This window comes from Streptacidiphilus sp. ASG 303 (assembly GCF_020991365.1).
GTDB lineage: Bacteria > Actinomycetota > Actinomycetes > Streptomycetales > Streptomycetaceae > Peterkaempfera.
In genome coordinates this window covers 278,906-292,898 of the sequence record NZ_JAJLRA010000006.1, presented here as the reverse complement: position 1 = coordinate 292,898, position 13,993 = coordinate 278,906, and the positions used below count along the sequence as shown (strand labels likewise).

11 protein-coding genes and 1 riboswitch are annotated in these 13,993 nt (G+C 75.3%); of the genes, 5 read left to right on the top strand and 6 right to left on the bottom strand.

From position 1 onward, the window contains the following. Positions 1 to 6 precede the first annotated feature (6 nt). Both LO771_RS11640 and LO771_RS11635 read right to left on the bottom strand, forming a co-directional pair. Positions 7 to 1,779, bottom strand: a complete 1,773-nt coding sequence (locus tag LO771_RS11640) for an ABC transporter substrate-binding protein (RefSeq protein ID WP_230650883.1) — start codon at positions 1,777 to 1,779, stop codon at positions 7 to 9. Positions 1,780 to 1,889: 110 nt separating this feature from the next. Continuing rightward, positions 1,890 to 2,894 carry an ABC transporter permease gene (locus tag LO771_RS11635; RefSeq protein WP_230650881.1) on the bottom strand — a complete coding sequence of 335 codons (1,005 nt, stop codon included), beginning with the start codon at positions 2,892 to 2,894 and terminating at the stop codon, positions 1,890 to 1,892. A gap of 811 nt (positions 2,895 to 3,705) precedes the next feature. On the opposite strand from LO771_RS11635, the gene LO771_RS11630 reads away from it, so the two are divergent. Then, on the top strand, positions 3,706 to 5,220 hold the full coding sequence (locus tag LO771_RS11630) for a DUF885 family protein (protein WP_230650878.1): 1,515 nt from the start codon (positions 3,706 to 3,708) through the stop codon (positions 5,218 to 5,220). Between the two features lie 63 nt (positions 5,221 to 5,283). Here LO771_RS11630 and LO771_RS11625 read toward each other — a convergent pair whose 3' ends face one another. From LO771_RS11625 to LO771_RS11615, 3 genes are all read right to left on the bottom strand, one after another. Beyond that, complete coding sequence (locus LO771_RS11625) at positions 5,284 to 6,174, bottom strand: enhanced serine sensitivity protein SseB C-terminal domain-containing protein (RefSeq protein ID WP_230650875.1); 891 nt, start codon at positions 6,172 to 6,174, stop codon at positions 5,284 to 5,286. Positions 6,175 to 6,328: 154 nt separating this feature from the next. Then, positions 6,329 to 7,387 carry an enhanced serine sensitivity protein SseB gene (locus LO771_RS11620; RefSeq protein ID WP_308188877.1) on the bottom strand — a complete coding sequence of 353 codons (1,059 nt, stop codon included), beginning with the start codon at positions 7,385 to 7,387 and terminating at the stop codon, positions 6,329 to 6,331. Between the two features lie 154 nt (positions 7,388 to 7,541). Beyond that, on the bottom strand, positions 7,542 to 8,300 hold the full coding sequence (locus tag LO771_RS11615; RefSeq protein WP_230650872.1) for an AAA family ATPase: 759 nt from the start codon (positions 8,298 to 8,300) through the stop codon (positions 7,542 to 7,544). Positions 8,301 to 8,465: 165 nt separating this feature from the next. Further along, positions 8,466 to 8,583, top strand: a riboswitch (glycine riboswitch). A 212-nt stretch (positions 8,584 to 8,795) separates the two neighbouring features. On the opposite strand from LO771_RS11615, the gene gcvT reads away from it, so the two are divergent. The 4 genes from gcvT (at position 8,796) to LO771_RS11595 (ending at position 13,464) form a co-directional block, all read left to right on the top strand. After that, positions 8,796 to 9,920, top strand: a complete 1,125-nt coding sequence (gene gcvT, locus LO771_RS11610; RefSeq protein ID WP_230650869.1) for a glycine cleavage system aminomethyltransferase GcvT — start codon at positions 8,796 to 8,798, stop codon at positions 9,918 to 9,920. A gap of 158 nt (positions 9,921 to 10,078) precedes the next feature. Next, on the top strand, positions 10,079 to 10,456 hold the full coding sequence (gene gcvH / locus LO771_RS11605; protein WP_230650866.1) for a glycine cleavage system protein GcvH: 378 nt from the start codon (positions 10,079 to 10,081) through the stop codon (positions 10,454 to 10,456). Positions 10,457 to 10,555: 99 nt separating this feature from the next. Then, positions 10,556 to 11,824, top strand: coding sequence for a serine hydroxymethyltransferase (gene glyA, locus LO771_RS11600; protein WP_230650864.1), 1,269 nt, complete (start codon positions 10,556 to 10,558; stop codon positions 11,822 to 11,824). Between the two features lie 272 nt (positions 11,825 to 12,096). Then, entirely contained in the window at positions 12,097 to 13,464 is a 1,368-nt protein-coding gene (locus LO771_RS11595; protein WP_230650861.1) for an L-serine ammonia-lyase, read from the top strand. A 193-nt stretch (positions 13,465 to 13,657) separates the two neighbouring features. On the opposite strand, the gene LO771_RS11590 is transcribed toward LO771_RS11595, so the two are convergent. Beyond that, a complete protein-coding gene (locus tag LO771_RS11590) occupies positions 13,658 to 13,945 on the bottom strand; it encodes a hypothetical protein (RefSeq protein ID WP_230650857.1) in 288 nt (95 codons plus the stop codon). Positions 13,946 to 13,993 lie beyond the last annotated feature (48 nt).

The window sequence follows — 13,993 nt, the reverse complement described above, 5'->3', positions numbered from 1 at the left end:
CGCGGGTCACTTGCCGTCGGACAGGCCGAGGGCCGAGAAGTCGATCATCCCGAGGGGCTGGGAGAACATCACGTTGGTCAGCCGCGGGTTGTAGTAGTTGAGCGACTGCTCCACCACGCCCGGGACGTACAGCGCGAGGTCCATGACCTTGTGGTTGATCTTGGTGTAGTCGGCCGCGGCCGCGGCCGGGTCGGTCGACTTGGCGGCGTCGTCGATCCAGCCGTTGATCTCCGGGTCGTTGATCTCGGAGTAGTTGTTGTTGCCGGACTTCGAGATCAGGCGGCCGTCGATCAGGACGCTCAGGAAGCCCGAGCCGGTCGGGTAGTCGGAGCCCCAGCCGAACACGTTCAGGCCGATGTTGTGGCTGTGCATGAACGCGGGGGAGCCGACGGTGGAGGCCGACTGCGAGCCGTCGTACTGGAAGACGTTGGCGGTGATGCCGACGGCCTTCAGCGCGGCCTGGGCGGCCACGGCCTGCTTGACGTCCTTCGGGCTGGTGCTGCGGGCCGCGATCGTGGTGGAGAAGCCGTTCGGCTTGCCGCACGCGGCGAGCGCCTGCTTGGCCTTGTCGATCTGCGGCTTGCCGGCGGCCAGGTTGTACGGGTCGTAGTTGTCCGAGCCCGGGATGGACGGCGGCAGCATGCTGGTGGCGATCTTGCCGGCCCACTGGCCGCCGCGGGCGGTCTGCTGGTCGGTCGGGTTGATCGCGTACTCGACCGCCTTGCGGCAGTTGACGTTGTCGAACGGCTTGACCTTGGTCTGCAGCGAGATGTAGCGGATGGTCGCCGCGGGGGCGTCCACCGTGCTCGCCTTCAGCTTCGGGGTCCGGAGGATCTTGCCCTGGGCGGCGGTCTGCACGCCGCGCTGGCCCGCGTCGATGTCGACGGAGCCGGCCAGCAGGCGGCTGTCCAGGTCGTCCGCGTTGGAGGTCACGGTGAAGGTGACCTTGTCCGGCAGGGCCGGGCGCAGCTTGTCGGTGGAGGCGTCCCAGTTGGGGTTGCGCACCATCTCGAAGCCCTTGTTGGCCACGTAGCCCTGGATCTTGTACGGGCCGCTGGAGACCGGGTGCTTGGCGTAGGAGGCGCCGTCGTCCTTGGCACGCGGCACCGGGGCGCCGCCGCCCATGGCCAGGTGGTACAGGAAGTCGGAGTTCGGCTGGGAGAGCTTGAAGACGATGGTGCTGTCGTCCGGGGTCTGGACGGACTTCAGGCCCAGCTTGTCCTTGTCCTTGTCCTTGTACGGGCCGGGGTACTTCTGGCCCTGGTCGAGGTCGCCGATCAGGTAGATCGGGCCGTTGGGGATCACGTCCTGCGCGAAGACGCGCTCGATGCCGTACTTGACGTCCTTGGACGTGATCGGGGTGCCGTCCTCGAACTTCAGGCCCTGCTTGAGCTTGAAGGTGTAGGTCTTGCCGCCGTCGGTGATCGTCGGCATGGCCTCGGCCAGGTCGGGCTGGAGCGCGAGGCCGTCCTTGCCCGGCTTCGAGGGGTAGTTGACCAGGGTGCGGGTGTAGAAGCGCTGCAGGTCCCAGACGAAGGCGTAGTAGCCGATCGCCGGGTCGAGCGAGTCGACGTCCTGGGTGCTCCAGAGCTTGAGGGTGCCGCCCTTCTTGGTGGAAGGGTTCACGATGCTGGTCGCGGCGGCGTTGAAGGTCGACGAGCCGCCGCCCTTGCCCGAACCGCCGTCGGAGCTCTTGGAGCCGCCGCTGCACGCGGAGGTGGTGAGGGCCAGCGCCCCGACCAGGGCGGCGGCGGCGAGCGCCTTGTTACGAGTAGTCACGGTAATGTCAACCTCCGAGAGTGCCCAGTGCCCGGGGATGGGCCCTGGCCGTCTGATGGACGAGTCCCTGCTCTCCATCGGGTCCTGCGCCGCGCCGGAGCGCGGGCCGGTCAGTTCCCCTTCGGGTCGAGGGCGTCGCGCAGCCCGTCGCCGAAGAGGTTGAAGGACAGCACGGTGATGAAGATCGCCAGACCGGGGATCACCATGTAGGCCGGGTCCACCGTGTAGTACTGGACCGAGTCCGACAGCATCTGGCCCCACGAGGGCGTGGGGGGCTGGACACCCACGCCGAGGAAGCTGAGGGCCGCCTCGTTCAGGATGTTGGTCGGGATCATCAGCGTGGTGTAGACCAGGATGGGAGCGACCAGGTTGGGCAGCAGCTCCTTGAGCAGGATGTGCACCCGGCCGGCGCCCAGGCTGCGGGCGGCCTCGACGAACTCGCGCTCCCGCAGGGAGAGGGTCTGGCCGCGGACGATGCGCCCGATGTAGGGCCACCCGAAGAAGCCGATCACGAAGATCAGGACGAGGATGCGCGGCCCGCTGCCCGAGAGCCCGAACAGCTTGGTCGGGACGACCGACACCAGGGCGATCGAGAAGAGCAGCTGCGGGAAGGCCAGGAGCACGTCCATCGTGCGGCTGATGAACGAGTCCACCCAGCCGCCGAGGAAGCCGGCCGCCATGCCCAGCAGCACGCCGATCACGACGGCGAGGGCGGCGGCGCCGAAGGCGACGATCAGCGAGATCTGCGCGCCGTAGACGATGCGGCTGAAGATGTCGCGGCCGTAGGTGGGGTCGATGCCCAGCAGGTGGGTGGAGCTCATGCCGCCGAAGGCGCCCTTGGGCGTCCCGATGCCGAGCGAGGCGTCGAGCAGGTCGGTGTGGAAGATGTCCGGCTCCTGGCCGACCAGGGCGCAGAGGACGGGTGCGAGCGCGCCCACCAGCAGCAGGAGGACGACCACGATGCCGCCGCCGAGGGCGACCTTGTCCCGCTTGAGGCGTTCCCAGGCGATCCGGCCGAGGGAGCGGCCCTCGATCTGCTTGGCGGAGGCGCCCGCGAGCACGGCCTCGGGAGGCGCCTCGGCCACGGAACCGGTGGTCTCGATGGGTGCAGTCATTGTCCTGTCAGATCCCCTCGCCGGCGGTGGCCGGCACACGGTGCCCGGACGGCCGGTCCGCGCCCGGGGTGGGGCGCGGGCCGTATGCCGGTCGTGGTGCGCGGTGTTCGGCTGCGGCAGTACAGATGGTGCGTCAGGTGCGGTGGTGCGATGTGCTGGTGTGCCCGGAGGCACGGGGGCGGATGGCCCCGGTTCGACGTACTGGACCCGGTGGGGCCCTCGGTACGCACTGGCGCGAGAGGCAACCTCGGCTCACCGCGTGCGGCGCAACTCTGCTGCGTCCGAATAGCGGTGCGCCAGACCCCCGGGGCGATGTTTGCGCAACTGTGATCTGCCTGCATGCAGAGCCGAAACCAGCGAATGGATCCCTTCACACGGCTGTAACAAGGGGCTTGCGCCGCAGGCGGACGCGAGTAGACCTTCCCGCGTTCCGGAATACGGACATCTGAGTCCGCATAGCGCGACGGTCCGCCGCTCCCGGCGCGGGGTGACGGACACCGGACACGGCGGTTCGCGCACGGCGGACCCGGGCGGGGCGGCGCGGGGGCGGCACGGTGCTGCACTGACGGTCCCGCGGGGTCCCCGGGGGCCGCCGCGTCGGTACCGTCGGGTGCCATGGAGCAGCGCCTGCGCGCGGTGTGCGACCTGACGGTCCCGACGGTCCGCGAGGCGGCCGGGCGGCACGAGTACGACGGGCGGGTGCAGGACCTCTCACCGGACGGGGTGCGGGCCGGGCTGGCGGCGCTGCGGCGGGCGCGGGCCGCGGGCGCGGCGGGCCGGGGACGCCCGCGGGGAGGACGGCGACGCGGTCGTGCCCGGCTCCCTGGACGACGCGCACCTCGCCGTCTTCGAGGACGCCCTGGAGGTGCAGCTGGACACGCTCCAGCTGCACCGCCGCGACCCCTCGCTGCACCTCGCCAACCTCGAACTCGCCTGCTACGAGCGGGAGTACGCGCCGACCGAGGAGCGGGCCATCGCCCGCCGCCGCCACCTGGCCGCCTGGCCGGACGCCGTGGACGCCGCCATCGCCTCCCTGGACCGGCTCTCCGCCCCCGTCGCGGCCGCCCTGCTGGGCGCGGTGCGCGGCCTGGCCGCCGGCCTGCACCCCGGTCACGGCAACCGCCGCAGCCGCAGCCGCGGCAGCGGCCAGGGCCGCGGACCGGGCTCCGGCCGGGGTGCGGGGGCGCCCGGGGGCGCGCCGGACGAGGACGCGCCGGACGGCGCGCCGGCGCCCGGCGCCCCGGCGGCCGACCCGCCGGCGCCCGACCCGCTGGTGACCGACGCGCTGGCGGCCCACGCCCGGCTGGTGGCCCACGTGGCGCGGGCGGCCCGCGGGGGCGACCCCGGCTTCGCCCTCGGCGGCGGCGCCCTGGCCCTGCTGATGGGCAGCCAGGAGGGCGTCCGGGTGGACCTCGGACGCCTCGCGGAGCGCGCCGAGGCCGAGCGGGACCGGATGCGGGAGCTGCTCGCCGAGGCCTGCCGGGCGCTCGACCCGCGGCGCACCCCGGCGGAGCTCGTCCCGGAGCTGCTGGCCGACCACCCCGGCGCGGACGGGGTGGTCCCCGAGGCCGCCCGGCTCGCCGGGGAGCTGCTCGCCTTCACCCGCGAGCGCGGCCTGGCCCCGCACACCGACGGGGTCTGCCGGGTGGGCCCGGCGCCGGAGTCGCGCCGCTGGTCCACGGCGATGATGACCTGGGCGGCGCCCGGCGAGCCGGACGCGCCGTCCTGGTACCACGTCACCCCGCCGGACCCGTCCTGGCCCGCGGCGGAGGCCGAGGAGTGGCTCGCCGTCCTCTCCCGCACGACGCTGCCCGCGGTCACGGCGCACGAGGTGGCGCCCGGGCACTTCGCCCACGCACGGTCGCTGCGGCGGGCCGCGACGCCGGTGCGCCGCACCCTGTTCTCGCCGGCCTTCTGCGAGGGGTGGGCGCACTACGCCGAGGAGGTCTGCCTGGAGGAGGGGTTCCGGGCGGGCGACGCCCGGTTCGCCGCCGGGGTCGCCCTGGAGGGGCTGGTCCGGGCCACCCGGCTGGCCTGCGCGATCGGGCTGCACACCGGGGCCATGGACGTCGGGGAGGCCGTCCGGCGCTTCGCGGCCGACGCCCACCTGCCGCGGACGGCGGCGGCGGCGGAGGCCCGGCGCGGGACGGCCGACCCCTGCTACGGCCGGTACACCTGGGGCAAGCTGGAGGTCCGGGCGCTGCGGGAGCGCACCCGGTCCGCCGCGGGCGCGCGGTTCACCCTGCGGGGGTTCCACGCGGCGCTGCTGGAGCGGGGCAGTCCGCCGCTGGGCCTGCTGCCGGCGGGGGCCCTGCGGCTGCCCTGACCGCGGGGCGCCGCCGGGGCGGGCCGGGCGCCGCCCCGGCGGGTCGTCGCGGAGGGGCCGCGGTCAGCGCGGCGGGTGGCCGGGCCACTGCTGCGGCTGCGGCTGCGGCTGGTGCGGGTAGCCGTACTGCTGCCCCTGCGGCGGGTAGCCGTAGCCCGGCGCCGGCTGCGGCGGGGCGGCGCCCGCCAGCTCGCGGTCGAAGAACGGCCGGGCGAAGGCGGCCATCCACATCGCCACCGGGTCGTACTCGTCCGCCATCGCCACGGTCGACACCGCGAGCCCCGCCGGGGCGACCGCGATCGAGCGCTGCATCATGCCGCGCACCGCGTCGACCGCCTGCGGGCCGGTGTCGTACAGGTCCAGGCCGATCGCCAGGTACGGCTCGCCGACCGCGGGCCGCACCCAGGCGCGGCGCAGCGTGCGGACCACCGGGGTCGCGTACGCCTGCTGGGTCAGCAGGGCGTAGTAGTGCGGCGCCTGGACCTGGGGCTCGCTCAGCGACAGCGGGCCGGCCGGCAGCCGGTCCAGCCCGGCCGCGACGCGCCGCAGGTCCGCCCAGGGCACGCCGACGCCGCCGCCCGGGGCGTGCGGGTCCAGCCACAGGCCCCAGCGGTCCCGGTACAGGGAGGCCGCGACCTCGCGCCCGGAGACCTGCTCGTGGGCGCGGGTCCAGCCGCTGGCCGCGAGCTGCTCGGGCGAGGTCGCGCACGGCACGTAGCGGTGGCCGCCGACCTCCATGTTCCCGTACTGGGCGTCCGGGCTGCCGGGCGTGCCCTGCCAGAGCAGCATCCACACCTGCCCGTCGGCGATCGCGTGCAGCAGCGCCTCGTACGCGTCGTAGCGGCCCGGCGCCACCTCGCGCAGTGCCCGCTCGACCGCCCCCGGGGCCGCCCACTGCCCGTGCGCGCCCCCGCCTGCCGCTCCCGCGCTCAACTCCGCCCTCACCTTCTGCATGCGTCGGCAGCACCCTACGGCGCCCGGCACCCGGGCGTCATGCCGCCCGGGGCCGGGGCGTGTCCCGGACACGGGCGCGGGGCGCGGGGCACGGGTGCGCGTCCCGGCGGGCCCGGGTGCGGGGCGCGGGTGCGGGGCACGCGTCCCGGCGGGCTCAGGCGCGGACGAAGAAGGGGGCGACCTGCTGCGCCATCCACTCGCCGACCGGGTCCCGGGCGATGTCGAGCAGCACGATGCTGACCTGCCAGGGCAGCGGCGCCACGCCCAGGGCGCGGCCGAGCGCCTCGGTGGCCGCCGCCTTGTCCCCGGGCTCCCAGGCCGTGAGCTCGACGCCGACGAAGAGCACCGGGTCGGAGCCCTCCACCGAGGCGAGCGCCCGGCGGGCGCTCAGCACCACCGGCACGGCGGCGAGCTCGGCGGCGGCAGCGGCGAGGAAGTCCACCGGCTCCTCGTGCATGCCGGGCTCGCGCAGCGCCACCCGCGACCCCGGGGCGGGCTCGGCGGCCCAGCGGTCGTCGCGCGGGCCGCGGCAGAGCTCGTGGACGCCCTCGGGCGGCACCGGGACCCCCACGGGCGCGTCCGGGTTGACCGCGATGCCCACCCCCACCGGCAGGCCGCGGGCGAACTCCCACATCGGCGCGACCGCGAACGGCAGGTTCCCGGCGGTCCGGAGGAAGGTCTCCTCGGAGCTGAAGACCGGGACGTAGGGCGCGCCGGCCAGCTCGACGGCCGGCAGGTCCAGTCCGACGCCGTCGGCGGGGGCGGCGCCGGAGGGCAGCGGCACCCAGACGTGGCTGCGGGCCAGCACCTCGAACAGCCGGGGGGTGGCCCCCGGGTCGCCGATCGCCGCCGAGAGGACCTGCTCCAGCTCGTTGGCGGGCCAGCCGGACTGCCGGTCCCGGGGCGGGTGCCCGGCGGCCTGCTGCGGGTCCGCGTACCCGCCCTCGGCGTGGTGGCCGTCGGAGTACCGGCCCTCGGCGTACTGGCCCTCGGCGTACTGGCCCTCGGCGTACTGGCCGCCGGGGTACTGCCCCTGCGCGTCCTGGCCGCCGGCGTACCCGCCGTACGCCGGGTCCGCCGGGTCCGGGTGCCCGACCGGGGCGTACCCGGGCTGCGCCCAGCCGCCCGTCAGGGGGTCGGCCGCCGTGTGGTCGGCCGGCGTGTGCTCGGCCGGTGTGTACCCGAGGGGGGTGCCGTCCGCCGGAAAGCCCATCTGCCCTGAACCGCCGTTCTCGCCTCGCCTGTACCGGGGCGTGCCCGCGCCGGTACAGGGCACGATAGCCGCCCGGCCCCCGGCGGAGGACGCCCCTCACCGCAGGACCCGTGCCGCAGGACGGAAGGGCGCGGGGTCCCGGCCGCGGACCCGGTCACGGGGCCCCCCGCACCGCCCCGGACCGCCCGCCCCTGGACCGGTCCTCCTCGGGCAGGTCCTCCGCCGGCCGCCTCCCCGCGGGCATCTCCTCCGCCGGCCGCCTCCCCGCGGGCAGCCCGCCCCCGGCCCGCTCCCCGCCGAACCGGACCAGCGACGGCGGTCCCGCCCCCGCCCGGTCTAGCAGCACCACCGACACCGCCCCGCCCGGCAGGCGGCCCCCCGGGGCCGCCCGCTCCACCTCCGCCAGCAGCCGCCGCCACCCGGCCAGGTGGCGGGCGAAGGCCGCGGCGGACACGGCCCGGCCGCGCGCCCGCTGGCCGCCCGAGGCCTGCTCCGGGTCGACGTCCAGCAGGAGCAGGTGCAGGCCCCGGCCCTGCCGCCGCGCCCGGCAGCCCAGCCAGCCCCGCACCCAGCCGCGCTCCCCGCAGTCGTGCACCACCACCGGACCGCCGTCGCGCACCGCTCCGCGCAGCCGCCAGTAGTGGACGGCCCGCACCAGCGGCCGGTAGACCGCGTACGGGAGCCGGTCCGGCAGCCGCCGGGCGAAGTCCGCCCGCACGTCGTGGGAGTCGATCCGCCGGACGCCGGGCGGGACGGCCCGCCCGATCAGGGTGCTCTTGCCGCTGCCGGGCAGGCCGGAGACCACGAGCAGGTCCCCCGCCGGGTAGTGCAGCTCCCGGCCGGCCCCGCGGCCGCGCAGGTCCTGGACCCCCTGCGGCCGCAGCACCCCCGCGGTCGCGCGTGCCTCGTCCACACCGGCCCTCCCGTCTCCGGCCGTGCGGGGTCGCACGGGCCCGGGAACACCAAGAAAGAGTAAAGGCCGGGGCGGGGCAAAGGGGAGCGAACAGGCGCGGAGCCGCCCTCGCGCCGCCCGGTCCGCCGTGTCATGATGGGCGCGCCCAACTCCATACCGGCCGTTCGAACCCGCGCGGGAGAGTCCGGCCGCCCGACCGCCCGCACCCCGGGCCGGGCGGCACCGGCGCCGAAGGAGCAAGTCCTCCCCGGAATCTCTCAGGCACAGCTACCGCGCGGGCGAGGCACATCTGGAAAGCGGACACGGCCCTCCGTGCTCCCACCCACGGTGCAAGCCGCCGACGCCCCGACCGCGGGCGGGCGCGGTGAAGCTCTCAGGTTGCGACGACAGATGGGGAGACCCGGGCCGCCGCATGCCCCCGTGCATGCCCGGCAGGTCCGTGCCCGTCCCCCGTCCGCCGCGCCCGACAGCCCGGCCCCACCGAGGAGCACCCCCATGACCGCCGGCCCCCGCCGCACCGCCCTGGACGCCGTCCACCGCGCCCTCGGCGCCACCATGACCGACTTCGCGGGCTGGGACATGCCGCTGCGCTACGGCAGCGAGCGCGACGAGCACAACGCCGTCCGCACCCGGGCCGGGCTCTTCGACCTCTCCCACATGGGCGAGATCACCGTCAGCGGCCCGCAGGCCGGCGAGGCGCTGGACCACGCCCTGGTCGGCTTCGTCTCCGCGCTCGGCCCGCACCGCGCCCGGTACACCATGATCTGCGCCGAGGACGGCGGCATCCTGGACGACCTGATCGTCTACCGCACCGGGGAGCAGGAGTTCCTCGTGGTGGCGAACGCCTCCAACGCCCAGGTCGTCCTGGACGCGCTCACCGCCCGCGCCGCCGGCTTCGACGCCGCCGTCCGCGACGACCGCGACGCGTACGCGCTCGTCGCCGTGCAGGGCCCGGAGGCCGCCGCGATCCTGGGCGCCCTCACCGACGCCGACCTGGCGGGGCTGAAGTACTACGCCTGCCTGCCCGCGACCGTGGCCGGCCGCGAGGTCCTGCTCGCCCGCACGGGCTACACGGGCGAGGACGGCTTCGAGGTCTTCGCCGCGCCCGCCGACGCGGAGCACCTGTGGCAGGCCCTCACCGAGGCCGGTGCCGGGCACGGGCTGGTCCCGTGCGGCCTGTCCTGCCGCGACACGCTGCGGCTGGAGGCCGGCATGCCGCTGTACGGGCACGAGCTGACCGCCGCCACCACCCCCTTCGACGCGGGCCTCGGCCGGGTCGTCCGCTTCGACAAGACGACCAACGGCGGGGACTTCGTCGGCCGCGCCGCCCTGGAGAAGGCCGCCGCCGACGCCGAGGCCGCCCCGCCGCGCCGCCTGGTCGGCCTGGTCTCCGCGGGCCGCCGGGTGCCGCGGGCCGGGTACGCCGTGGTGGACGCGGACGGCGCGCCGGTCGGCGAGGTCACCTCCGGCGCCCCCTCCCCCACCCTGGGGAAGCCGATCGCCATCGCCTACGTGGACGCCGCCCACGCCGCCCCGGGCTCCTCCGTCGCCGTCGACGTGCGCGGCACCCGCGAGCCGGTCGAGGTCGTGGCGCTGCCGTTCTACAAGCGCGCCCGCTGACGGCGGCCCGCACCCCCCGCCGCCGCCCGCGCGGACCCCGCCCCCTCCGGGCGGTGCCGCACCCGCAGGCGCGCCGCTGACCTGCCGCTTCGCCGGAGCCCCGGCCGACATGCGGCCCGTTTCGCCGTACCCGCATCCCATCCTGGAGAATTGCCGCCATGAGCAACCCGCAGCACCTGCAGTTCAGCAAGGAGCACGAGTGGCTGACCGCCCCGGAGGGCGGCGTGTCCACCGTCGGCATCACCGCGCACGCCGCCGACGCGCTCGGCGACGTGGTCTACGTCCAGCTTCCCGAGGTCGGCCAGGCCGTCACCGCCGGCGAGCCGTGCGGCGAGCTCGAGTCCACCAAGTCGGTCAGCGACCTGTACTCCCCCGCCAGCGGCGAGGTGACCGAGGTCAACCAGGCCGTGGTGGACGACCCCGCGCTCGTGAACTCCGGCCCGTTCGAGGACGGCTGGCTGTTCAAGGTCCGGCTCGACGGCGACCCCGAGGGCCTGCTGAGCGCCGACGAGTACACCGCCTTCACCGGCGGCTGAGCACTCGCCGGCCACCCCCGCAGCGGCCGCAGCCGGGCAGGACCCCTGCGCTGCGGCCGCCCCGGTCTCCCCGCCCGCCCTTTCACCGGAAGACCCCTGATGACGGTTCTCAACCAGTCCCTGCACGCCCTCGACCCCGAGGTCGCCGCCGCGGTCGACGCCGAGCTCACCCGCCAGCAGACCACCCTCGAGATGATCGCCTCCGAGAACTTCGCCCCGGTGGCGGTCATGGAGGCGCAGGGCTCGGTCCTCACCAACAAGTACGCCGAGGGCTACCCCGGCCGCCGCTACTACGGCGGCTGCGAGCACGTCGACACGGTCGAGCAGATCGCGATCGACCGCATCAAGGAGCTGTTCGGCGCCGAGGCCGCCAACGTGCAGCCGCACTCCGGCGCGCAGGCCAACGCCGCCGCGATGTTCGCCCTGCTCCAGCCGGGCGACACCATCCTGGGCCTGGACCTGGCGCACGGCGGCCACCTGACCCACGGCATGCGGCTCAACTTCTCCGGCAAGCTCTACAACGTGGTGGCGTACCACGTCGACGAGCAGACCAGCCTGGTCGACATGGACGAGGTGGAGCGCCTGGCGAAGGAGCACCGGCCGAAGCTGATCGTGGCCGGCTGGTCCGCGTACCCGCGGCAGCTGGACTTCGCCGCCTTCCGCCGGATCGCGGACGAGGTCGGCGCCTACCTGATGGTGGACATGGCCCACTTCGCCGGCCTGGTGGCCGCGGGTCTGCACCCCTCGCCGGTGCCCTACGCGGACGTGGTGACCACCACCACCCACAAGACCCTGGGCGGCCCGCGCGGCGGTGTGATCCTCTCCAAGGCCGAACTCGCCAAGAAGATCAACTCCGCGGTCTTCCCCGGCCAGCAGGGCGGCCCGCTGGAGCACGTGATCGCCGCCAAGGCGGTCGCCTTCAAGGTCGCGGCCTCGGAGGAGTTCAAGGAGCGCCAGCAGCGCACCCTGGAGGGCGCGGCGATCCTCGCCGAGCGCCTGGGCCGCGCCGACGCCGCCGAGGCGGGCGTGGCCGTCCTCTCCGGCGGCACCGACGTCCACCTGGTCCTCGTGGACCTGCGCAGCAGCGAGCTGGACGGCCGTCAGGCCGAGGACCGGCTCCACGAGGTCGGCATCACCGTCAACCGCAACGCGGTGCCCTTCGACCCGCGCCCGCCGATGGTCACCTCCGGCCTGCGGATCGGCACCCCGGCGCTGGCCACCCGCGGCTTCGGCGCCGAGGACTTCCGCGAGGTCGCCGACATCATCGCCGAGGCCCTCAAGCCGGGCTTCGACGAGGCGCGGGCCGAGGAGCTGAAGGCCCGCGTCGCCGCGCTGGCCGCGAAGCACCCCCTCTACCCGGGGCTCTGACCCGCAGCCCGGGCCGGGGACCCCGGCCCGGGCGGTCTCCGCGCGGGGCGGCGCGCGCCGCCCCGCGCGGAGGCCGCCGCCCCTCCGGGGCACCCGCCTTTTGGAGGGCCCGGCCCTCCGGGTGACACTGGGGGCGGGCGGACGCGACCCGTCCGCCCGCCCCGTTCGCTTTCCCCCGTCCGCGCGACCCCTCCCCCGGCACCCCCGGGGAGGACCGTGCGGACCCGAACCCGCCCCACACCGCCGTGGGGCCCCCGGGAGTCGGTTCCACCGTGGCCATCAGCGTCTTCGACCTCTTCTCCATCGGCATCGGCCCGTCCAGTTCCCACACGGTCGGCCCGATGCGCGCCGCCCGGATGTTCGCCCGGCGGCTGAAGTCCGAGGGGCTGCTGGTCCGCACCGCCTCCGTGCGCGCCGAGCTCTTCGGCTCGCTCGGCGCCACCGGCCACGGTCACGGCACGCCCAAGGCGGTGCTGCTCGGCCTGGAGGGCCACTCCCCGCGCACCGTGGACGTCGAGGCGGCCGGGCAGAGCGTGGAGCGGATCCGGGCGACCGGCCGCCTCAGCCTGCTGGGCGCCCACGAGATCGCCTTCGACCCGGACCGCCAGCTGATCCTGCACCGCCGCCGCTCACTGCCGTACCACGCCAACGGCATGACCCTGTGCGCGTACGACGAGGCCGGGGTGCCGGTGCTGGAGAAGACCTACTACTCGGTCGGCGGCGGCTTCGTCGTGGACGAGGACGCCATCGGCGCCGACCGGGTCAAGCCCGACGACACCGTGCTGCGCCACCCGTTCCGCACCGGCGAGGAGCTGCTGCACCTGACCCGCACCACCGGGCTGTCGATCTCCGCGCTGATGCTGGAGAACGAGAGGGCCTGGCGCAGCGAGGCCGAGATCCGGGCCGGGCTGCTGGAGATCTGGGGCGTGATGCAGGAGTGCGTGCGGGCCGGGATGACCCGCGAGGGCATCCTGCCGGGCGGGCTGAAGGTCCGCCGCCGGGCCGCCACCGCCGCCCGCGCGCTGCGCGCCGAGGGGATCGGCCCGGCCAACGCGATGGAGTGGGTCACCCTCTACGCGATGGCCGTCAACGAGGAGAACGCGGCGGGCGGCCGGGTCGTCACCGCGCCCACCAACGGCGCCGCCGGGATCGTGCCGGCCGTGCTGCACTACTACATGAACTTCGTCCCGGGGGCGGACGAGGACGGCGTGGTCCGCTTCATGCTGGCGGCGGGCGCCATCGGCATGCTCTTCAAGGAGAACGCCTCGATCTCCGGCGCCGAGGTCGGCTGCCAGGGCGAGGTCGGCTCGGCCTGCTCGATGGCGGCGGGCGGCCTGGCCGAGGTGCTGGGCGGCACCCCGGAGCAGGTGGAGAACGCGGCCGAGATCGGCATCGAGCACAACCTCGGGCTGACCTGCGACCCGGTGGGCGGACTGGTCCAGATCCCGTGCATCGAGCGCAACGGCATGGCGTCGGTGAAGGCCGTCACGGCGGCCCGGATGGCGCTGCGCGGCGACGGCCGCCACCACGTCTCCCTCGACAAGGCGATCAAGACCATGAAGGAGACCGGCGCCGACATGAAGGTCAAGTACAAGGAGACCTCGCGCGGCGGCCTCGCGGTCAACGTCATCGAGTGCTGACGGGGCGGGTGCCGACCGCGCGTTCCGGTCCGCCACGGCCGGTGCTCCTCCTTCGCCCGGCCGGGGCGCCCCGGCCGGGCGAAGGAGGAGCACCGGCGGGGGCGCACGCGACCGTGACGCCACCGGCGCCGGGACCACGCCCGCCCCACGGAGCCCCGGAGGCGTCCTCGCCCTCCGGGGCCGTGCCGGCCGGTCACCTGGGGCGGCGCCTGCGTGCTCTGCGCTTCCGGGACGCCGGCACGTCGGGGGCGGAGGCGGCCTCCCGGCCGAGGAACAGCATGGAGGCGAACTTCAGCACGTCGCTGCGCACTCCCTCGCCCTTCCGGGAGAACCACTCCAGGACGAGCAGCTTGAGCAGCACGGCGGCGGCCAGGACGGCGATGCCGACGGCGAGGGCCTGGAGCGGGGAAAGGCCGGCGACGTGGGCGGTGACGGAGCCGGTGCCGACGGCGGCACAGGTCTTTACGGACGTGGTGGGCATGTAACTCACTCCTGCGGGGAGGCTCGGCCCTTCCTGGGCCTGCGGGCC